The 19,103-nt window shown below is 62.4% G+C and carries 16 protein-coding genes; 5 read left to right on the top strand and 11 right to left on the bottom strand.

Annotation, left to right across the window (positions count from 1 at the left end):
* Positions 1–205: 205 nt before the first annotated feature.
* Complete coding sequence (prmB, locus tag ACVRRC_RS10725) at positions 206–1,129, bottom strand: 50S ribosomal protein L3 N(5)-glutamine methyltransferase (RefSeq protein WP_196112250.1); 924 nt, start codon at positions 1,127–1,129, stop codon at positions 206–208.
* A 302-nt stretch (positions 1,130–1,431) separates the two neighbouring features.
* Between prmB and ACVRRC_RS10720 the strand changes: the two genes are divergently transcribed.
* The 3 genes from ACVRRC_RS10720 (at position 1,432) to folE (ending at position 3,290) form a co-directional block, all read left to right on the top strand.
* Complete coding sequence (locus ACVRRC_RS10720; RefSeq protein ID WP_011913451.1) at positions 1,432–2,028, top strand: cysteine hydrolase family protein; 597 nt, start codon at positions 1,432–1,434, stop codon at positions 2,026–2,028.
* Positions 2,029–2,085: 57 nt separating this feature from the next.
* Complete coding sequence (locus ACVRRC_RS10715) at positions 2,086–2,646, top strand: Smr/MutS family protein (RefSeq protein ID WP_013982961.1); 561 nt, start codon at positions 2,086–2,088, stop codon at positions 2,644–2,646.
* Positions 2,647–2,744: 98 nt separating this feature from the next.
* Entirely contained in the window at positions 2,745–3,290 is a 546-nt protein-coding gene (gene folE / locus ACVRRC_RS10710; RefSeq protein ID WP_011913453.1) for a GTP cyclohydrolase I FolE, read from the top strand.
* Between the two features lie 43 nt (positions 3,291–3,333).
* Here the strand turns inward: folE and ACVRRC_RS10705 are convergent, their stop codons facing one another.
* Positions 3,334–3,936, bottom strand: coding sequence for a glutathione S-transferase family protein (locus tag ACVRRC_RS10705; RefSeq protein WP_017245665.1), 603 nt, complete (start codon positions 3,934–3,936; stop codon positions 3,334–3,336).
* 46 nt (positions 3,937–3,982) lie between these two features.
* Complete coding sequence (locus tag ACVRRC_RS10700) at positions 3,983–5,149, bottom strand: aminotransferase-like domain-containing protein (protein WP_026006605.1); 1,167 nt, start codon at positions 5,147–5,149, stop codon at positions 3,983–3,985.
* Between the two features lie 80 nt (positions 5,150–5,229).
* Here ACVRRC_RS10700 and ACVRRC_RS10695 point away from each other — a divergent pair, with 80 nt between their 5' ends.
* Positions 5,230–5,673: a MarR family winged helix-turn-helix transcriptional regulator gene (locus ACVRRC_RS10695; RefSeq protein WP_011913456.1), complete on the top strand. Its 444-nt coding sequence runs from the start codon at positions 5,230–5,232 to the stop codon at positions 5,671–5,673.
* A 91-nt stretch (positions 5,674–5,764) separates the two neighbouring features.
* On the opposite strand, the gene rpsA is transcribed toward ACVRRC_RS10695, so the two are convergent.
* From rpsA to mtnA, 8 genes are all read right to left on the bottom strand, one after another.
* On the bottom strand, positions 5,765–7,447 hold the full coding sequence (gene rpsA / locus ACVRRC_RS10690) for a 30S ribosomal protein S1 (protein ID WP_013982964.1): 1,683 nt from the start codon (positions 7,445–7,447) through the stop codon (positions 5,765–5,767).
* 190 nt (positions 7,448–7,637) lie between these two features.
* Positions 7,638–8,327: a (d)CMP kinase gene (gene cmk, locus ACVRRC_RS10685; RefSeq protein ID WP_200631718.1), complete on the bottom strand. Its 690-nt coding sequence runs from the start codon at positions 8,325–8,327 to the stop codon at positions 7,638–7,640.
* Positions 8,324–10,552, bottom strand: coding sequence for a bifunctional prephenate dehydrogenase/3-phosphoshikimate 1-carboxyvinyltransferase (locus ACVRRC_RS10680; RefSeq protein ID WP_125870465.1), 2,229 nt, complete (start codon positions 10,550–10,552; stop codon positions 8,324–8,326). Before ACVRRC_RS10680 ends, cmk begins: the two co-directional genes overlap by 4 nt.
* A gap of 11 nt (positions 10,553–10,563) precedes the next feature.
* On the bottom strand, positions 10,564–11,673 hold the full coding sequence (hisC, locus tag ACVRRC_RS10675; RefSeq protein ID WP_045158578.1) for a histidinol-phosphate transaminase: 1,110 nt from the start codon (positions 11,671–11,673) through the stop codon (positions 10,564–10,566).
* Between the two features lie 81 nt (positions 11,674–11,754).
* Positions 11,755–12,852 (bottom strand): prephenate dehydratase, encoded by a 1,098-nt coding sequence (gene pheA / locus ACVRRC_RS10670; protein WP_011913461.1) that lies wholly within the window; start codon positions 12,850–12,852, stop codon positions 11,755–11,757.
* On the bottom strand, positions 12,852–13,937 hold the full coding sequence (gene serC, locus ACVRRC_RS10665) for a 3-phosphoserine/phosphohydroxythreonine transaminase (protein ID WP_472996990.1): 1,086 nt from the start codon (positions 13,935–13,937) through the stop codon (positions 12,852–12,854). The genes pheA and serC overlap by 1 nt, the downstream gene beginning before the upstream one ends.
* A 119-nt stretch (positions 13,938–14,056) precedes the next feature.
* The gene (gene gyrA / locus ACVRRC_RS10660; protein ID WP_019406882.1) at positions 14,057–16,864 is read right to left on the bottom strand and encodes a DNA gyrase subunit A; all 2,808 of its coding nucleotides are present in this window, start codon (positions 16,862–16,864) and stop codon (positions 14,057–14,059) included.
* 212 nt (positions 16,865–17,076) lie between these two features.
* Complete coding sequence (mtnA, locus tag ACVRRC_RS10655; protein WP_017245658.1) at positions 17,077–18,153, bottom strand: S-methyl-5-thioribose-1-phosphate isomerase; 1,077 nt, start codon at positions 18,151–18,153, stop codon at positions 17,077–17,079.
* 327 nt (positions 18,154–18,480) lie between these two features.
* On the opposite strand from mtnA, the gene imuA reads away from it, so the two are divergent.
* Positions 18,481–19,098, top strand: coding sequence for a translesion DNA synthesis-associated protein ImuA (gene imuA, locus ACVRRC_RS10650; RefSeq protein WP_019406884.1), 618 nt, complete (start codon positions 18,481–18,483; stop codon positions 19,096–19,098).
* Positions 19,099–19,103 lie beyond the last annotated feature (5 nt).

Raw genomic sequence — 19,103 nt, 5'->3', positions numbered from 1 at the left:
TTGTCCACTTCAATGGTCAGTGAATGACGGCTCGAACACTGACCGATCGGAATTGCAGCCAGCCAGCGGCACAGATTCCCGATCGGACTTCTATGCAGACCACCATGCGGGGCAAATGCTCAGCGAGATTCGCCAATCGGCCATGCAGGGCCGGACTGGCGAGGAGTAGAAGATTCGAGCGCTACGCCCTTCCAGATAAAACCGATCAGCTCTTCGCCAGGCGCGAGCGGAACAGTGCCTGATGCTTTCGGCATTGCTGTGCGGCCAGCAGGAATACGCCATGTCCACCACGGGTGAATTCCAGCCAGGTGAAATCCACTTCCGGATACAGCGCCTGAACATGAACCTGACTGTTGCCCACCTCGACGATCAGCACACCATCGTCGGTAAGGTGATCCGCGGCTTCGGCGAGCATGCGACGGACCAGGTCCAGCCCATCGTTACCGCACGCCAGGCCGAGCTCCGGCTCATGATGGAACTCATCTGGCATATCCGCGAAATCCTCGGCGTCGACATAAGGCGGGTTCGACACGATCAGGTCGAAGCGCTGATTGGGCAGCCCGTCGAAACCATCGCTTTGCACGGTGTAGACGCGCTCTTCGAGACCATGCTGCTCGATGTTGCGGTTGGCCACCTCGAGCGCATCGAACGAGATGTCCGCCAGTACGACTTCTGCTTCGAGGAATTCATACGCACAGGCGATACCGATGCAGCCCGACCCGGTGCAAAGATCAAGGATGCGTTTCGGGGTACCGGGCAGCCAGGGTTCGAAACGATGCTCGATCAGCTCACCGATGGGCGACCTCGGAATGAGCACGCGCTCATCGACAATGAACGGCAGGCCACAGAACCAGGCCTGCTCCAGCAGGTAGGCAGTCGGTACACGCTCTTCGATGCGCCGACGTAGCAGGTTCTGCAAGTGTTCGCACTCATCCGCTTCCAGGCGACAGTCCAGATAGCTATCGGACATCTCCCACGGCAGATGAAGTGCACCCAGAACCAGCTGACGCGCATCGTCCCAGGCGTTGTCGGTGCCGTGGCCAAAGAACAGCTGCTCCGCCTGAAAACGGCTGACAGCCCAGCGAATATAGTCACGCAGGGTACGCAAGCGAGAGAGCGAAGCGGTCACAAGGGCGTCTCCTGTAAAAAGTGCGCGAGTTTAACAGGCATCGGAAAACCCGAGCTACGGCGGTGGTTGCCGAGACCTGTGGTTCGCCAGCAAAGTTGAGACAGCTTTGTAAATGCCCAATTCGTTGCGAGCGTTCGCTGATCACTGGCAGTACCCTTCGGCACGGAATTTTTGCGGCAATCCGAGCGTCAAGAGCGCGACCGAGCAGTCACTCGCCTGCCAAGCGAAACAATCGGCTGGACGGTTCACATCGGCGCGCTCAGGCGCCACAATCAGCCCCCTCACAGCACAAGGAGCCGACAATGACCAAGCCACAGACCATGCTTCAGCTCAGTGGCCGCAGCTATAACCCGGCGACGCTGACGAATGCCACCCTGCTGGTCATCGACGTGCAGGAGGAATACCGCAGTGGCGTTCTGGCCCTGCCCGCCCTGGATCGGGCGCTACCGGAAATCACCCGCCTGCTGGCAGCTGCGCGCGCGGCCGGCGCACCGATCGTGCACGTGCATCACCTGGGCATCAGCGGCGGGCTGTTCGATCCGCAAGGTTTTCGTGGACAGATCATGCCCGAAGCCGCGCCGCTGCCCGGCGAGCCCGTGGTCGCCAAACGCCTCCCCAATGCTTTTTCCGGCACCGAGCTGCACGAGCTGCTGCAGAAGCTCGGCCGCCTCGATCTCATCGTTTGCGGCTTCATGACCCATTCGAGCATCAGCACCACCGTTCGCGCAGCCAAGGATTACGGCTATCGCTGCACTCTCGTCGACAGCGCCTGCGCCACGCGCAACCTGCCGATGGGCGAAGGCAGCATCGATGCCGAACAGGTCCATCGCATCGAAATGACCATCCTTGCCGACAACTTTGCGGTCTGCGTGCCGGACACGGCAGCCCTGAGCCGCTAGGACGCTTTCTGCACGCGGCAGTGGCTGGGGTAGACTGGCCTTCTGTTTGGAGGCCCCATGCAAGACGACGACGATTTTTCCCTCTTCCAATCGGCCGTGCGCGGTGTCAAGCCGATGACCCATGACCGTGCCGAGACCGGCAAGGTCCGCAGCAACCGCGAACAGATCGCGACCCGCCGCAGCAACGCCACGCTCAGCAACGACTCGACGCGCGTCGACGGACTGTCGGACCAGTTCGTCATCGACGTCGGCGCGGAGGATGAGCTCTACTGGGCGCGTGACGGCGTGCAGGACGCACAGATGCGCAAGCTCAAGGCCGGCCAGATACCGTTCGAAGGCAGCCTGGACCTGCATGGGATGACAGTGGAAAAGGCCCGCGAACAGCTGTGGGACTTCATCGCCGAAGCAACCCGCTTCGAAGTCCGTTGCGTCCGCGTGACTCATGGCAAGGCCGCGCGGCTGGATGGCAAGCGCCCATTGATCAAGAGCCACGTAAACACCTGGTTGCGGCAACACCCACAGGTGCTTGGTTTCACGTCCTGCCTGCCGCGTCATGGTGGGACCGGCGCACTCTACGTGGTGCTCAAGCGCACCATGCTGGAAGGGCGCGACGAATGACTGCTCGGCTCACGCCAGTCGCTCGACAGGCTTGCCAGCAGAGCGGCAGCCCCCTACCCTTCGCGTTCGCGACCCTATGAAGCCTGACAGGTAGCTCAATGTCCCTGGAACAACACTACACCGCGATCCTTGGCCAACTTGGCGAGGACGTTAACCGCGAGGGTCTGCTCGACACACCCAAACGCGCCGCCAAAGCCATGCAGTACCTGTGCAAGGGCTACCAGCAGACCCTCGAAGAGGTGACCAACGGCGCTCTGTTCAGCTCCGACAACAGCGAGATGGTGCTGGTCAAGAACATCGAGCTGTACTCGCTCTGCGAACACCACATGCTGCCTTTCATCGGCAAGGCGCACGTCGCCTACCTGCCCAACGGTAAGGTGCTTGGCCTGTCGAAGGTCGCCCGGATCGTCGACATGTATGCGCGCCGACTGCAGATTCAGGAAAACCTGACCCGCGAGATCGCCGAAGCGATGCAGCAGGTCACCGGAGCCTCCGGTGTAGCCGTGGTCATCGAAGCCCAGCACATGTGCATGATGATGCGCGGTGTCGAGAAGCAGAATTCCTCCATGGTCACATCGGTGATGCTGGGTCAGTTCCGCGACAATGCCGCTACTCGTAGCGAGTTTCTCGGGCTGGTGAAGTAGCACAGAGAAGACAGGGCCTTCACGGCCCTGTCTTTTTCGCTCCTCAATCGTACATGCCTACATGCCGCGGATGGCTCGCAACGCGCTGCAGCCACCGACGGATCGCTGGATACCCCCCCAGATCGAAACCGCCCTCTTCCGCCACGTGGGTGTATGCGTAGAGCGCAACGTCGGCAATGGAATAGTGATCACCCACCAGATACGGCGTGCGCAGCAGCTGTTGCTCCATCACGTTAAGGGCATGATAGCCGTCGAGCTGCTTGGCCTCGTATTCCTCACGCCGCTCTTCCGGCATCCCCAGATAGACCTTGATGTACCGCGCCACGGCAATGAACGGCTCGTGGCTGTACTGCTCGAAGAACTGCCACTGCAGCACCTGAGTGCGCAGGCGCGGATCGGTCGGAAGGAACTCGCTACCGTCGGCCAGGTAGTTCAGGATGGCATTGGACTCCCATAGACAGGAGCCGTCCTCGAGTTCCAGCACTGGGATCTTGCCGTTCGGATTCTTCTTGAGAAACTCCTCCGAGCGCGTCTCGCCTCGAAGGATGTTGATCGCAATCCACTCGTACGGCTGGTCCAGCAGGTGCAGCATCAGCTTGATCTTGTAGCAATTACCCGACCGATAATCGCCATAGACTTTCAACATGGTCTCCCCTCCCGATCGACCCGCGGCGCGGGTCGGCAATAACTCCTCACGCAGCTTCCAACGCACCGGCGTCGCGAATGACCTGGGCCAGCCTGCGTAGTCCCTCGCCCATGCGCTCAGCCGCGACATGACTGAAATTCAGCCGCAGATAGCCGGGGTTCGCGTCCGGTTCGACGAAGAACGGCTCGCCGGGCATGAACACGACATCCTCGGCCAGCGCTCGATTGAGCAGCGTTCGCGTGTCAAGCGGCTGCTTGAGCGTCAACCAGAAGAACAGCCCGCCCTGCGGCAATTCCCAGGTCGCCAGATCGCTGAAGTGCTCCGTCAGCGCCGCCTGCATGGCATCGCGGCGGACTCGGTAGAACTCGCGCAACTGTCCGAGATGCGCCTGGTAATGGTCGCTGCCCAGCCATTGCAACGCCTGCCATTGCCCGATCCGATTGGTATGCAGATCTGCCGACTGCTTGAGGCGCAGCAGATAAGGAAACAGGTCCGCAGATGCGATCAGGTAGCCCACCCGCAAACCGGGCAGCAGCGTCTTGGATACCGTGCCGGTGTAGATCCAGCTGGCCCGCTTGAGGCGCGACACGATGGGCCTGGCACTGCCCTGGTCGAACACCAGCTCACGGTACGGCTCGTCTTCCAGCAAGGTCACACCGTATTCATCCAGCAGCCCGGCAACGGCCTCACGCTTGGCTTCGCTGTAACGGACCGCAGAAGGATTCTGGAAAGTCGGAATCAGGTAGGCGAAAGCCGGAGCGTGCTGCTCCAGCGTGGCACGCAGTGCCGCCAGATCCGGTCCGTCAGCCTGCTGCGCAACGGCCAGACACTGTGCACCGAACAGCTGGAACGACTGCAGCGCGGCGAGATAGGTCGGCGCCTCGACCAGCACCTCGGTGCCCGAGTCGATGAACAGCTTCGAGGCGAGATCCAGCGTCTGTTGCGACCCACTGACAATCAGCACCTGGCTGGCCTCGCAGGGCACGCCGAGCGCCCGGGCCTGAGCCGCGATGGCTTCGCGAAGGGCGGGTTCGCCTTCGCTCATGCCGTATTGCCCCATGCTCGCAGGCAGCTCGGCCCAATCCACCGCGGGTAACATCGCCTCAGCCGGCAACCCACCGGCAAAAGACATCACTTCAGGACGCTGGGCTGCGGCGAGAATTTCACGAATCAGGGAGCTTTTCAGGCGAGTAATACGTTCGGAGAAGGCCATTTCCATACCAGGTGCGAGGCGTTGCAAAATAAGTCAAACTTCTTGACCGAAATTACGCCTCTCATAATAAATACGTCAATATGCCTGACCTAAAAAAAAGCGCCGTGCAGCGCCAGATAATGGAAAGCTTCTTTCTCGGCTATCAGGCTTTCACGGCAAAGCCTGACGAGATGCTGGCCCGTCGCGGCCTGTCCCGCGTGCACCACCGCATCCTGTTCTTCATCGCCAGCTATCCCGACCTGAGCGTCAAGGAACTGCTGAGCTACCTGGGCGTTACCAAGCAGGCGCTGAACACACCATTGCGCCAACTGATCGAAATGCATCTGGTGGAAAGCCTCACGGCGGAGGACGACAAGCGCAAACGCATGCTGCGCTTCACCGCCGAGGGAGCGAAGCTCGAGCAAGCACTGCGCCGGGAACAGGTCAGGCTGCTACAGCGCGCCTTCGATGACGTGGGGGAACAGTCTGTAGACGGCTGGCTCGCGGTCAACCAGGCGCTCGCCATGGAAAAGGCCAAAGGCTGACAGCTCTCGCCGAGGCGGGGCGCTCCATCACGTGGAATCGCAGGCACAAAAAAGGGCGACCGAAGTCGCCCTTTTTCATGAAGAACCGAACTTAGTTCTGGTTTTCCATCTGAGCACGGATCAGATCACCAATGGTGGTCGGGCCGGTGCTTTCAACTTCCTGCTTGGTGCGCAGCTCTTTCATCGCATCCTTCTCGTCTTCGACGTCTTTGGACTTGATGGACAGGCTGATCACGCGGGACTTGCGGTCGATGCTGATGATCTTGGCTTCGACTTCGTCGCCTTCCTTCAGCACGTTGCGCGCATCTTCAACGCGGTCACGGCTGATTTCGGACGCCTTCAGGGTCGCTTCGATATCGTTGCCCAGATCGATGATGGCGCCTTTGGCGTCAACTTCTTTCACGGTACCGCGAACGATGCTGCCCTTGTCATTGACGGCGGCGTAGTTGGAGAACGGATCGTCTTCCAGCTGCTTGATGCCCAGGGAGATACGCTCACGCTCCGGATCGACCGACAGGATAACGGTATCCAGCTCGTCGCCCTTCTTGAAGCGGCGAACGGCTTCTTCACCCGGCTCGTTCCAGGAGATGTCGGACAGGTGAACCAGACCGTCGATGCCGCCGTCCAGACCGATGAAGATACCGAAATCGGTGATCGACTTGATGGTGCCGGAGATGCGGTCGCCCTTGTTGAACTGGCCAGAGAAGTCTTCCCACGGGTTGGACTTGCACTGCTTGATGCCCAGGGAGATGCGACGACGCTCTTCGTCGATGTCCAGAACCATGACTTCCACTTCGTCGCCGACCTGAACGACCTTCGACGGGTGGATGTTCTTGTTGGTCCAGTCCATTTCGGAGACGTGCACCAGACCTTCGACACCTTCTTCCAGCTCGGCGAAGCAGCCGTAGTCGGTCAGGTTGGTGACGCGGGCCATGACGCGGGTGCCTTCCGGGTAACGCGCCTTGATGGCAACCCATGGGTCTTCGCCCAGCTGCTTCAGGCCCAGCGACACGCGGTTGCGCTCGCGGTCGAACTTCAGCACCTTGACATCGATCTCGTCGCCAACGTTGACGATCTCGGACGGATGCTTGATGCGCTTCCAGGCCATGTCGGTGATGTGCAGCAGACCATCGACGCCGCCCAGGTCAACGAACGCACCGTAGTCGGTGAGGTTCTTGACGATACCCTTGACCTGCTGACCTTCCTGCAGGGATTCCAGCAGAGCTTCGCGCTCGGCGCTGTTCTCGGCTTCCAGCACGCTGCGGCGGGAAACGACAACGTTGTTGCGCTTCTGGTCGAGCTTGATGACCTTGAACTCGAGCTCTTTGCCTTCCAGGTGGGTGGTGTCGCGCACAGGGCGGACATCGACCAGCGAACCCGGCAGGAACGCACGAATGCCGTTGACGTCGACGGTGAAGCCACCTTTGACCTTGCCGTTGATGACGCCCTTGACCACTTCTTCTGCAGCGAAAGCCGCTTCCAGAACAATCCAGGATTCCGCGCGCTTGGCTTTTTCACGGGACAGCTTGGTTTCGCCAAAGCCATCTTCAACCGCGTCCAGAGCAACGTGGACCTCGTCACCCACCTTGATGGTCAGCTCGCCCTGCTCGTTGTAGAACTGCTCGACCGGGATGACGCCCTCGGACTTGAGGCCGGCATGTACGGTGACCCAGTCACCGTCGATGTCGACCACGATGCCGGTGATGATGGCGCCCGGCTGCATGTCGAGGGATTTAAGGCTTTCTTCAAAAAGTTCTGCGAAGCTTTCGCTCATGTTGATTCCTGCTGTTTTCGGGCGAGAATCCGCCCAATCTCCACATTCCAGACAATGTGGGTTCATTCATATAAAAAAAGGCCTGCGGGACTGGATCTGGTCTCCCACATGCCTCCTTGTTAACGGCTCGAGGCGCGCCTACCGGCTGCGCTGACCTCGAAGTCCGTTTGGCCGCCTTTCGGCGTTCCGATCATCCAACCAAGTCGCGATCGGCGACTTCGCTCAGAATCCTTTGCAGCACTTCTTCGATGGAAAGTGTAGTGGAATCGAGCTGAATGGCATCTTCTGCCGGCTTCAACGGTGCCACCGCACGCTGGGTATCGCGCTCGTCGCGCTCCCGAATCTCCTCAAGAAGACTCGCGAGATTAACATCATCACCACGCGCCTTCAACTGCAAGTAGCGTCTGCGCGCACGTTCTTCCGCACTTGCAGTGAGGAAGATCTTCAGCGGCGCATCGGGGAACACAACGGTTCCCATGTCGCGTCCGTCGGCGACCAGGCCAGGAGCCTCGCGAAAGGCCTTCTGCCGTTGCAACAGCGCGGTCCGAACCACCGGCAACGCCGCGACCTGGGAAGCACCCGCACCGACGGTCTCGTTGCGAATGGCCTCGGTGACGTCCTCGCCTTCCAGAATGATGACCATGCCATGCCCATCGCGGGCAGCGCCGAATTGCACATCCAGATGCTCGGCAAGTACCTTCAGGGCTTCCTCGTTGGTCAGATCGACGCCGTGATTACGCGCAGCGAATGCCAGCAGACGGTACAGGGCGCCGGAGTCGAGAAAATTCCAGCCGAGCTTGCCGGCGAGCAGCGCAGCAACGGTTCCCTTGCCCGAGCCGCTAGGCCCGTCGATGGTGATGACTGGTACAGGCTTGATCATGAGGCGCCCTCCGCCTGAACCTGCATCCCGGCCCGCTGAGCCAGGTCCAGGAAATTGGGGAACGAGGTCGCCACGTTCGCGCAATCGTGGATGCGGATCGGACCGCTGGCGCGCAGCGCAGCGACGCTGAACGACATGGCGATACGATGATCACCGTGGGCCCATACTTCACCGGAACCGATCATGCCACCCTCGATGACGATGCCGTCGGGTGTCGGTTCCGCCTTGATACCCAGCGTCTGCAGCCCGTCGGCCATGACCTGGATACGATCCGACTCCTTGACGCGCAGCTCCTCGGCACCGCGCAAGGTGGTGCGACCCTGGGCGCATGCCGCGGCAACGAAGAGCACAGGAAACTCGTCGATGGCCAGCGGCACCAGGTCTTCGGGAATGTCGATACCCTTGAGCTGCGCACCACGCACGCGGATATCGGCGACAGGCTCGCCGCCCACCTCGCGAAGGTTTTCCAGAGTGATATCCCCGCCCATCAGCTTGAGGATGTCGATCACACCGGTACGCGTCGGGTTGACCCCTACATGCTCGAGCACGATCTCCGAGCCCGGTGCAATGCTGGCCGCGACCATGAAGAAAGCCGCCGAGGAGATATCCGCCGGCACCTCGATATGGGTGCCACGCAGCTTGTGCCCAGGCTCGACGATCGCGGTGCGTCCTTCGACCGTTACCGGGTAGCCGAAACCGCGCAGCATCCGCTCGGTGTGATCACGAGTCGGTGCAGGCTCGGTGACGGAGGTCTGGTCGGCGGCATACAGCCCGGCCAGCAGCAGACAGGATTTGACCTGCGCGCTGGCCATCGGCATGTCGTAGTGCATACCGGACAGACGCTGGCCGCCACGAATGGTCAGCGGCGGACGACCTTCGGCAGCCGTCTCGATGACCGCGCCCATCTCGCGCAGCGGCTTGGCGACGCGATTCATCGGGCGCTTGGACAGCGAGGCATCGCCGGTAAGAGTGGTATCGAACGGCTGCGCCGCGAGCAAGCCGGACAACAGGCGCATGGAGGTGCCGGAGTTACCCAGATAGATCGGGCCAGGCGGCGGCTTCAGACCATGCAGGCCAACGCCATGGACGGTCACCCGCCCCTGCTGCGGGCCTTCGATGACCACACCCATGTCACGGAACGCCTGAATCGTGGCGAGGGCGTCTTCACCTTCGAGAAAACCCTCAACTTCGGTGGTCCCTTCCGCCAGGGAACCCAGCATGATCGAACGATGCGAAATGGATTTGTCGCCTGGGACACGCAGATGGCCGGTCAGGCTGCCGCCAGGGTTGGCGAGGAAAACGAGGTCATTGGAATGCATAACGTCCACATAGGCTCGGCGAGCCAGTATTTTGCTGAAATGTTCCCGGGCAGCCCGGGCGCGCGTGAACACGCCCAACAACCTGTGCCCGTCTCCTTCATCGACCGCGGCGCGCAGGGCGTCGAGGTCGGCACGAAAATCATCCAGGGTATGCAGCACGGCCTCGCGATTGGCGAGGAAGATGTCGTGCCACATCACCGGGTCGCTACCGGCAATACGGGTGAAATCACGAAACCCACCCGCCGCGTAACGGAAGATCTCGAGATTCTCATGGCGCTTGGCGAGCGAATCAACCAGACCGAAAGCCAACAGGTGCGGCAGGTGACTAGTGGCGGCCAGCACCTCGTCGTGGTGCGCCACGTCCATGTGCTCGACATCGGCACCGAGCGCCGCCCAAAGCCGGGTCACCAGCGCAAGCGCCTGCGGATCGGTGTTCTTCAGCGGAGTCAGTATGACCTTGTGGCGGCGGAACAGCGTGCTCTTGGCCGCCGTGACACCACTGAGCTCCGATCCGGCGATGGGATGGCCGGGAACGAAACGCGACGGCATCTCGCCGAACACGTTACGCGCGCAGCGCACCACATTGCCCTTGGCGCTGCCGACATCGGTGATCACGGCGGAGCCCAGGTCGAGCTTCGCCAGCTCGCCGAGCAGTCGTTCCAGGGCGAGGATGGGTGTGGCGAGCTGAATAACGTCGGCGTCACGGCAGGCTTCGGCCAGCGTGTCGGCACAGCGATCCACCACGCCCAGTTCGACCGCCAGTTCACGCGAGCGGGCGTCCAGATCGAAGCCGACCACCTCGCGGCTAAGGCCGGACTCACGCAGCCCCTTGGCAAACGAACCGCCAATCAACCCGAGCCCGATCACTACCAGGCGATCAATGACAGGTGCGGCTCGTTGTTCCACGGCGGCTGGGCTCACTGCTGCAGTACCTGCGCCAGCACGTCCAGAAAGCGTGCATTCTCACGCTCGGTACCAATGGAAACCCGCAGGAATGTCGGCATTCCGTAACCGGCTACCGGCCGCACGATCACACCCTCGCGCAAGAGTGCCTGATTGATCGGTGCAGCATCGCGGGCAAAATCCACCGCAATGAAATTGCCCCGCGAGGGAATCCACTCCAACCCCAACTGGCGGAAGCCGCGCTCCAGCTGAGCCATCCCGGCGTCGTTCACCCGGCGGCTGGCTGCCAGATAATCGACGTCATCCAGCGCCGCGCAGGCGGCGGCCAGCGCCAGGCTGTTCACATTGAAGGGCTGGCGAACGCGGTTCAACACGTCGGCGATCACCGGCGAGCTGATGGCGTAGCCGACGCGCAGGGCCGCCAGGCCATAGGCCTTGGAGAAGGTGCGCGAAACCAGCAGATTGGGATAGTCGGCGAGGTAGGCCAGCCCATCAGGCAGCTCCTGACCTTCGGCGTACTCGATATAGGCCTCGTCCAGCACCACCAGTACATGGGCTGGCACGCGCGCGAGGAAAGTACCCAACGCAGCGGCATCGAACCAGGTCCCGGTGGGGTTGTTGGGGTTGGCGACAAAGACGACCCGGGTGTTCTCGTCGATGGCATCGGCCATCGCGTCGAGATCGTGCCCCCAGTTCTTCGCCGCGACAGCACGCCCCTCGGCGCCGACGGCCTGGGTCGCGATCGGATAGACGGCGAAGGCGTGTTCGCTGAACACCGCGTTGAGCCCCGGTGCCAGATAGGCACGGGCGACCAGCTCGAGGATGTCGTTGGAACCATTGCCTAGCGTGACCTGGTGGACACCCACCGAATAACGCTGGGCAAGGCGCTGCTTGAGCACGAAGCCGTTACCGTCGGGGTAGCGGGTCAACTCGGAAAGCTCGGCCTGGATCGCTGCCAGCGCCTTCGGGCTGGGCCCCAGAGGGTTCTCATTGCTGGCCAGCTTGACGATTCCGGCGGGGTCCAGCTTCAACTCGCGCGCCAGCTCATCGACCGGCTTGCCTGGTACGTAAGGCGACAGCTTCTGCACGCCCGGCTGCGCCAGGGCAAGGAAATCACAACTCATTGGTTAGGCCTCAGGCTGCAGGCTCAGGCGGCAGGCACAAGCCTGTCGCCTGCCACCTGCTCCTGAAGCCCGGAGCCGCAATTAAAGTACTGCCTTGGGGTAGGAACCCAGCACCTTCAGCGCCACGGCTTCCTGGCCAATCTTCTCCAGCACGTCCTTGATCAGCGGATCCTGGTGGTGGCCGAGGAAGTCGATGAAGAACACATAGGTCCACTTGCCGCTGCGCGACGGCCGCGTCTCGATCCGGGTAAGGTCGATGCCATTGGTGTGGAACGGCACCAGCAGCTCGTGCAGCGCACCCGGCTTGTTGCGCATCGAGACAATGATCGACGTCTTATCGTCGCCGGTCGGCGGCACTTCCTGGTTACCGATGATGAGGAAGCGGGTGGAGTTGTCCGGGCGATCTTCGATCTTCTCCGCCAGCTTGGTCAGGCCGTACAGCTGGGCCGCCATGTCGCCGGCAATGGCGGCCGAGTTCCACTCGCTCTTGACCCGCTTGGCCGCATCCGCATTGCTGGAAACCGCCACCCGCTCGACGTTCGGATAATGCGCATCGAGCCACTTGCGACACTGCGCCAGCGATTGGGCATGGGAATAGATGCGCGTAATGCGATCGGTCTTGGTGGTTTCGCCCACCAGCAGATGATGGTGGATGCGCAGCTCCACCTCGCCACAGATAACGATGTCGTGCTCGAGGAAGCTGTCCAGCGTGTGGTTGACCGCGCCTTCGGTGGAGTTCTCCACCGGCACCACGCCGAAGTTCACCGCACCGGCGACCACTTCGCGGAACACCTCATCGATCGCCGCCATCGGGGTGCTGATCACCGCATGGCCGAAATGCTTGAGCGCGGCGGCCTGAGAGAACGTCCCTTCCGGCCCCAGATAGGCCACGCGCAGCGGCTGCTCGAGCGCCAGGCAGGAGGACATGATCTCGCGGAACAGGCGGGCCATCTCTTCATTGTCGAGCGGCCCACGATTGAGTTCCATGATGTGTTTGAGCACCCAGGCTTCGCGTTCCGGGCGGTAGAACACCGCCGACTCGCCCTCGGCCAGCGCAGCGGTCTTGACCCGAGCCACTTCCTGGGCACAGCGGGCGCGCTCGCTGATCAGCTCGAGAATACGCTCGTCGAGACTGTCGATTCGAACCCGCAGCGCCTTCAGCTGATCGGCGTCGCTCATCAGCCGTGCTCCTTCTCGAACTCGGCCATGTAGGCCACCAGCGCCTCGACCGCATTCAGGCCGACAGCGTTGTAGATCGAGGCGCGCATGCCGCCCACGGAGCGATGACCTTTCAGGTTCAGCAGGCCACGCGCGTCGGCACCAGCCAGGAAGGCCTTGTCCAGGCGCTCATCGGCCAGGCGGAACGGCACGTTCATCCACGAGCGCGCGTTGACGGCGATCGGGTTGGTGTAGAAATCGCTGGCATCGATTGCGCCGTAGAGCATGTCCTTCTTCGCGCGATTGCGCTTTTCCATCGCCTCGACGCCGCCCTGCTCCTTCAGCCACTCGAAAACCAGCCCCGAGAGATACCAGGAGAAGGTCGCCGGGGTGTTGTACATCGAGCCATTGTCGGCGGCGATCTTGTAATCGAGCATGGTCGGGCAGACGGAACGTGCGTGGCCGAGCAGGTCCTCACGGACGATGACCACCACCAGCCCGGACGGGCCGATGTTCTTCTGCGCCCCGGCATAGATCAGGCCGAACTTCGACACGTCGATCGGCCGCGAAAGGATGTCCGACGACATGTCAACGACCAGTGGGGTATCGCCCAGCTCCGGCACCCAATCGAACTGCAGGCCGCCGATGGTCTCGTTGCTGGCGTAGTGCAAATAGGCCGCGCCATCGCTCAGCTGCCAGTCGTTCTGTCCGGGAATCGCGAAGTAGTCGTAAGGCTTGGCAGTCGCCGCGATGTTCACGTGCCCGAAACGACGGGCCTCCTCGATCGCCTTGCGCGACCAGATGCCGGTATCGACATAGTCGGCCACGCCACCCTCGGGCAGCAGGTTCAGCGGAATCTCGGCGAACTGCTGGCTGGCCCCGCCCTGCAGGAACAGCACCTTGTAGTTCGATGGAATCGCCAGCAGATCGCGCAGATCCTGCTCCGCCTTTTCGGCGATGGCAGTGTAATCGTCGCTGCGATGGCTCATTTCCATGACCGACAGGCCCTTGCCATGCCAGTCGAGAAGCTCCGCCTGGGCGCGCTGAAGGACGGCTTCGGGAAGCGCAGCCGGACCGGCACAGAAGTTAAAGGCGCGTTTGCTCACTGCTGTTCTCTCGCTCTTGCTCGATATTGAATCCCGGGCTCGGCGGCCGGTTTCTTTACCGACCGCCTCGCTACCGTCTGCCCGGTGTGCTGCTTTCTATCGGATGGCGTTATCGCCAATCAGTCTTCGTCGTCGGTCGGCACCACGTCCGGCGACACATCGCCGCCACCGCCAAGCAATTCGTCTTCGCTCGGCTCGGTACTGATGACCGGCATTTCCTTCTCGAGGGCATCGTCATCGAGCAGCGCCTCGATGTCTTCCAGCACCTCTTCCTCGGACGGCTCCTGCACCCGCTCCAGACCGACCAGGTGTTCGCCTTTGCTCAGCTTGATCAGCGTGACGCCCTGGGTGTTGCGACCCAGCGAGGAGACTTCGTCGACGCGGGTCCGCACGAGCGTGCCCTGGTCGGAGATCAGCATGATCTCCTCGCCTTCGAGCACCTGTACGGCACCGACCAGCGGACCGTTGCGTTCGTTGGTCACCATGGCGATGACGCCCTGGCCACCACGACCGCGGCGCGGGAACTCTTCCATCGCCGTGCGCTTGCCATAACCGCGCACCGAGGCGGTGAGGATCTGCGCGTCGGGCTCCGGAATCAGCATCGAGATGATCCGCTGCCCTTCCGGCAGACGCATGCCACGCACACCGCGGGCATTGCGGCCCATGATGCGAACCTTGCTTTCCTTGAAGCGGATGACCTTACCGCCGTCGGAGAACATCATCACTTCCTGGGCACCATCGGTCACGGCAGCGGCGATCAGGGTGTCGCCCTCCTCCAGCTTCAGTGCGATGAGACCGGAAGTACGAGGCCGACTGAACTGCACCAGCGGTGTCTTCTTGACCGTCCCCTTGGCCGTCGCCATGAAGATGTAGGCACCGGTGGGTTCGTCCTTCTCATCGCTGTCGTCGTCGCCCTCGACATCGTCGACGTCGTCATGCTCGATCACCAGACCTTCGGCGTCGTCCAGTTCCTCGTCACCCTCGGCAGCCTGCTTGCGCAGAGCCTCGAGATCGACCTGCAGCATGGCGGTGATGCGCTCGCCCTCGTCCAGCGGCAACAGGTTGACCAGCGGACGCCCACGCGAGGTGCGCGAGGCCTCGGGAATCTCGTAGGTCTTCAACCAGTAGACCTTGCCCTTGCTGGAGAACAGCAGCAGGGTGGTATGACTGTTGGCGACCAGCAGGTGCTCGACGTAGTCCTCTTCCTTCACCCCTGTCGCGGCCTTGCCACGGCCACCGCGGCGCTGCGCCTGATAGGCGGCCAGCGGCTGGGATTTGGCATAGCCACCATGGGAGATGGTGACGACGCGCTCTTCTTCGGTGATCAGGTCGGCCAGGGTCAGATCCAGACGGGACTCGAGGATCTCGGTGCGCCGCGCATCGCCGAAGTCGCGCTTCACGCCCTCGAGCTCCTCGCGGATGACTTCCATCAGCCGCACCGGATTGGTCAGGATACGGATCAGCTCACCGATCTGGGTGAGGATTTCCTGGTACTCGGCGAGCAGCTTCTCGTGCTCGAGACCGGTCAGGCGGTGCAGACGCAGGTCGAGGATCGCCTGGGCCTGCTCCGGCGAGAGGAAATACTTGCCGTCGCGCAGACCATACTGCGGGTCCAGATTCTCCGGACGGCAGGCGTCTGCCCCGGCGCGCTCGACCATCGCCTCGACCGCGCTCGACTCCCAGGCCGTGGAGATCAGCGCATCCTTGGCTTCGGCCGGCGTCGGCGAGGCCTTGATCAGGGCAATCACCGGATCGATGTTGGACAGCGCAACTGCCTGGCCTTCAAGGATGTGCCCGCGCTCGCGCGCCTTGCGCAGTTCGTACACGGTACGCCGGGTGACGACTTCGCGGCGGTGACGGACGAAGGCTTCCAGCAGTTCCTTGAGGTTCAGCGTGCGCGGCTGGCCATCGACCAGCGCCACCACGTTGATGCCGAACACGCTCTGCAGCTGGGTCTGGGCATAGAGGTTGTTGAGGATCACCTCCGGCACCTCGCCACGACGCAGCTCGATGACCACACGCATGCCGTCCTTGTCGGACTCGTCACGCAGCTCGGTGATGCCTTCGATCTTCTTCTCTTTCACCAGCTCGGCGATCTTCTCGATCAGCCGCGCCTTGTTCAGCTGATACGGCAGCTCGGTGATGACGATCTGCTGACGGCCGCCGACCTTGTCGATGTCCTCGATATCGGCGCGCGCACGGATATAAATGCGGCCACGACCGGTGCGATAGGCCTCGATGATGCCGGCGCGACCGTTGATGATGCCCGCGGTGGGGAAGTCGGGGCCGGGAATGAACTGCATCAGCTCATCGATGGTGATATCGGCGTTGTCGATCAGAGCCAGGCAACCATCGATGACTTCGCCCAGGTTGTGCGGCGGAATGTTGGTGGCCATGCCGACCGCGATACCGCTGGAACCGTTGACCAGCAGGTTGGGGATCTTGGTCGGCATGACTGCCGGAATCTGCTCGGTGCCATCATAGTTGGGCACCCAGTCGACGGTTTCCTTGTCCAGGTCGGCCAGCAGCTCGTGCGCCAGCTTGGCCATGCGCACTTCGGTGTAACGCATTGCCGCGGCACTGTCGCCATCGACCGAACCGAAGTTGCCTTGACCATCGACCAGCATGTAGCGCAGCGAGAACGGCTGCGCCATACGCACGATGGTGTCGTACACCGCGGAGTCGCCGTGCGGGTGGTACTTACCGATCACGTCACCGACCACACGGGCGGATTTCTTGTACGGCTTGTTCCAGTCGTTGCCCAGCTCGCTCATGGCGTAGAGCACGCGACGGTGCACCGGTTTCAGGCCATCGCGCGCGTCCGGCAGCGCACGGCCGATGATCACGCTCATGGCGTAATCAAGGTAGGACTGCTTGAGCTCGTCTTCGATATTGACCGGGAGGATTTCTTTGGCCAGTTCGCCCATGGAAGCCTGGTTCCTTATAGTCAGCAGGGTCCTGCGATAAGCGCGGGATGGTAACACAGACGGCGGCCATAAGCTGAGCCTTGCGCACAGCAAAACCGAGCCAGCGAGCCTTGCGGAATAACCTGGAGCCCCTCAGGCAGGAGCCTCGCAGAGCTTGCCGAGGCGAAGGACATGCGCAGCCATCGAGATGGCGCGCAAGGTCGGCAGCGATTTCAGTGCAACCGCTTGCGGTTCATCAATTCGGTCATCTTCGCGGCGTTCGGGCGCTCGACCACCCCCTTCTCGGTGACGATGGCATCGATGAGATCGGCCGGCGTCACGTCGAACACGGGATTGAAAACTTCGATCTCGGCGGCAAAGCGCTGGCCATTGACCTCCAGCAGCTCGCTGCCGGCACGCTCCTCGAGGAGGATCTCGTCACCGCTTTCCAGAGCCATGTCGATGGTCGAACTGGGCGCCACCACCATGAAACGCACGCCGTGGTGCATCGCCAGCACCGCAAGCTGGTAGGTGCCGATCTTGTTCGCCACATCGCCGTTGGCAGTGATGCGATCCGCCCCGACGATCACCCAGGAAATACCGCGCGACTTCATCAGATGGGCGGCCGCCGAGTCGACGTTCAACGTGGCCGGCACGCCATCGCCCAGCAGCTCCCAGGCAGTCAGGCGAGAACCCTGCAGCCAGGGGCGGGTTTCGTCCACGTAGACGCGCTCCACCAGCCCGTCGAGATGCGCCGCGCGGATGACACCGAGCGCGGTGCCGAAACCGCCGGTCGCCAGGGCACCGGTGTTGCAGTGAGTAAGCAGGTTCTGCGGATTGCCCTGATGGCGACGAATGAGGTCGACACCGAACTGCGCCATGGCCAGATTGGCCTCCCGATCGCTCTCATGTATCGAGATGGCCTGGGCCTCCAGCGCCGCGCAAGGATCCTCGCCTGGCTTGAGGCGTTCGAGACGTTCGCGCATCTGATTCAGCGCCCAGAACAGATTGACCGCCGTGGGACGCGATGCAGCAAGGAGCGCGACATCTTCCTCCAGCGCCTGCCGCCAATCACCACCGGCCGCCATGCGCGTACGGGCAGCCAGGACCAGCGCATAGGCCGCACTGATGCCGATGGCAGGCGCGCCGCGCACGACCATGTTGCGAATGGCGTCAGCGACCGCAGCGGCAGAATCGCAGCTGTGCCAGACCTCTTCGGTCGGCAGCTTGCGCTGATCGAGCAGGCTCAGGCGATCGCCATGCCACTCGATCGATTTCACCTTTTCCGCGGCCAGCAGGCGCTCGCGCATGGCATTTCCCTCGTTCAGCTTCGTCGAAGCAGGACCCATGATGCGCCCCGCACAGCAAAGAAAAAGCCCGGCTCGCGACCGAACCGGGCTTTCTATCTCGATATGGCCGGGAACAGTGAGGCCTCGCATCCCGGGCGCGAATGCTAATGCACTGATTTTCCAAGTACAAGCGACGGCTATTGATGCCTGGTTCTGGCTGTTTTCCCCGGGCAGCGCCGCTCGACCTGTCAGCAGACCCACCGGATACGCGCGTCCATCCGAGCCAACTTGACCAGGCACGAGCCGCCTAATACTGTACCTATATACAGTTATCTGGATGCCGTACTCATGTCTTCCGTGGTCGCCCTTGACCGCCTGCTGGATGCTCGCCGCATCTGGCGTGGCCAGTCCGTTGCATCTCCTACGGCGGCCCAACCGACCGGACATGCCATGCTGGATGCGCTCTTGCCCGCTGGCGGCTGGCCGGATTCGGCACTCAGCGAAATTCTTTTCGCAGCCCCGGGGATCGGCGAGCTACGCCTGCTGTGGCCGACGCTCGCCAGGCTGACCAGCGCAGGCGAACGTGTCGTGCTGGTCGCCCCGCCCCATCGTCCCTGCCCCCAGGCCTGGCTTGCGGCTGGAGTGGATCTGCGCCATCTGGTCATCGTCCAGGCCAAGGACCGCGATGCCTTGTGGAGCGCCGAACAGTGCCTGCGCTCCGGCAGTTGCGCCGCCGTGCTGTGCTGGCCGCGACAGGCCGACGACCGCGCCCTGCGACGTCTGCAGATAGCCGCCGAAACCGGCCAGACCCTGGCCTTTGCCTATCGTCCGCTGCGCGAAGCGGAAAATCCGTCGCCTGCGGCATTGCGCCTGACCCTCGAGGCACAGCCGGTGCAACTACGGGTCATCAAGTGCCGCGGCGGCCTGGCTCCGGCCCGGCCGCTACCAGCCAGCGCCTGGCAATAGGTGCG

The organism is Stutzerimonas sp. LR2 (assembly GCF_055755175.1).
Note: the sequence above shows the minus strand (reverse complement) of the source record. Positions and strands in the feature narration are given on the sequence as shown.

Excerpts from the sequence above, each read along its gene's own strand:
- ACVRRC_RS10720 (WP_011913451.1), top strand. The coding sequence starts at position 1,432 with ATGACCAAGCCACAGACCATGCTTCAGCTCAGTGGCCGCAGCTATAAC.
- ACVRRC_RS10715 (WP_013982961.1), top strand. The coding sequence starts at position 2,086 with ATGCAAGACGACGACGATTTTTCCCTCTTCCAATCGGCCGTGCGCGGT.
- folE (WP_011913453.1), top strand. The coding sequence starts at position 2,745 with ATGTCCCTGGAACAACACTACACCGCGATCCTTGGCCAACTTGGCGAG.
- ACVRRC_RS10705 (WP_017245665.1), bottom strand. The coding sequence starts at position 3,936 with ATGTTGAAAGTCTATGGCGATTATCGGTCGGGTAATTGCTACAAGATC.
- ACVRRC_RS10700 (WP_026006605.1), bottom strand. The coding sequence starts at position 5,149 with ATGGCCTTCTCCGAACGTATTACTCGCCTGAAAAGCTCCCTGATTCGT.
- ACVRRC_RS10695 (WP_011913456.1), top strand. The coding sequence starts at position 5,230 with ATGCCTGACCTAAAAAAAAGCGCCGTGCAGCGCCAGATAATGGAAAGC.
- rpsA (WP_013982964.1), bottom strand. The coding sequence starts at position 7,447 with ATGAGCGAAAGCTTCGCAGAACTTTTTGAAGAAAGCCTTAAATCCCTC.
- cmk (WP_200631718.1), bottom strand. The coding sequence starts at position 8,327 with ATGATCAAGCCTGTACCAGTCATCACCATCGACGGGCCTAGCGGCTCG.
- hisC (WP_045158578.1), bottom strand. The coding sequence starts at position 11,673 with ATGAGTTGTGATTTCCTTGCCCTGGCGCAGCCGGGCGTGCAGAAGCTG.
- pheA (WP_011913461.1), bottom strand. The coding sequence starts at position 12,852 with ATGAGCGACGCCGATCAGCTGAAGGCGCTGCGGGTTCGAATCGACAGT.
- gyrA (WP_019406882.1), bottom strand. The coding sequence starts at position 16,864 with ATGGGCGAACTGGCCAAAGAAATCCTCCCGGTCAATATCGAAGACGAG.
- mtnA (WP_017245658.1), bottom strand. The coding sequence starts at position 18,153 with ATGCGCGAGCGCCTGCTGGCCGCGGAAAAGGTGAAATCGATCGAGTGG.
- imuA (WP_019406884.1), top strand. The coding sequence starts at position 18,481 with ATGTCTTCCGTGGTCGCCCTTGACCGCCTGCTGGATGCTCGCCGCATC.